The 1204-nt window shown below is 64.0% G+C and carries 1 protein-coding gene; it reads left to right on the top strand.

The window, feature by feature from the left end; all coding sequences use genetic code 11:
- Positions 1 to 1204 (top strand): IS21 family transposase (gene istA / locus K288_RS49225; RefSeq protein WP_043162549.1); only part of this gene is annotated, 1204 nt, incomplete at both ends.

Consider the following 1204-nt stretch of genomic DNA (forward strand, 5'->3'; position numbering starts at 1 on the left):
TATCGCGCCACCCATCCCGATGGATTCGGCTATACTTGGTTTTGCACGACCTACGAGGCCTGGAAGGGGCGGGCCCGACCTTCGATGCGGCAGACCCATCTGGGCGGCGAGAAGGTTTTCGTGGATTTCGCCGGCGACACCATCGACGTCATCGCCCCCTTAACCGGGGAAGTGCAGCCGATGAAGCTGTTCGTCGCGGCAATGGGCGCCTCCAATTATACATACGCCGAGGCCTGCCCAACCGAAGGGCTCGCTGACTGGATCCGGGTCCACATCAACCTTTTCACTTTCCTCGGCGGGGCGCCGACGTTCGTGGTCTGCGACAATCTGAAGGCCGCTGTCACCAATCCCGATCGCCACGACCCCGGCCTCAACCGAACCTATGCCGAGATGGCGAGCTATTACGGCACGGCCATTCTCGCAGCCCGGCCGCGACGCCCAAAAGATAAGGCAAAGGTCGAAGTTGCGGTGCAAGTCGCGCAGCGATGGATTCTGGCGCGGTTGCGCAACCAACGCTTCTTTTCGTTGGCGGAGCTGAACGCAGCAATCAAAATCCTCGTCGTCGAACTCAATGCCCGGCAGATGCGCGACTTTGGTGTCAGCCGTGCCGAACTGTTCGCCGACCTCGACAAGCCCAAGCTCACAAAGCTGCCGGACCTGGCCTACGCTTTCGCGCGCTGGAAGCGATGCCGGGTCGGCCCCGACTATCATATCGAGATCGACGGACACTGGTATTCCACGCCGTATCGGCTCATCCGTGAGCTTGTCGATGCGCGCATCGACGATAGGACGGTCGAGATCTTCCACAGCGGCCGCAGGATCGCCAGCCACGCCCGCGCGCCCAACCGGCGGGGCCACACCACCGTCACCGACCACATGCCCAGCGCCCATCGCCGCTACGGCCAATGGACGCCCGCCAGAGTGATCGCCGCCGGCGATCGGATCGGCCCGTCGACCGCCGCCTTCTTCCAGGCGGTGATCGCGGCCCGGCCACATCCCGAGCAAGGCTTTCGCACCTGCCTCGGCATTCTGTCGCTCGTCAAAAGCTACGGCGCCGAGCGCGTCGACGCAGCCTGCCGGCGCGGCATTCTGATCAAGGCGCGATCCGTCGCCTCGATCCGCTCCATCCTCCAGAACGGCCTGGATCGCACCTTTCTCGACGAGCCCTCCGAACACCAACCCCTGCGCCACGGCAACATCCGCG

Origin of the sequence: Bradyrhizobium sp. Ai1a-2, from assembly GCF_000426245.1 — a bacterium.
In the GTDB taxonomy this organism is placed as follows: domain Bacteria; phylum Pseudomonadota; class Alphaproteobacteria; order Rhizobiales; family Xanthobacteraceae; genus Bradyrhizobium.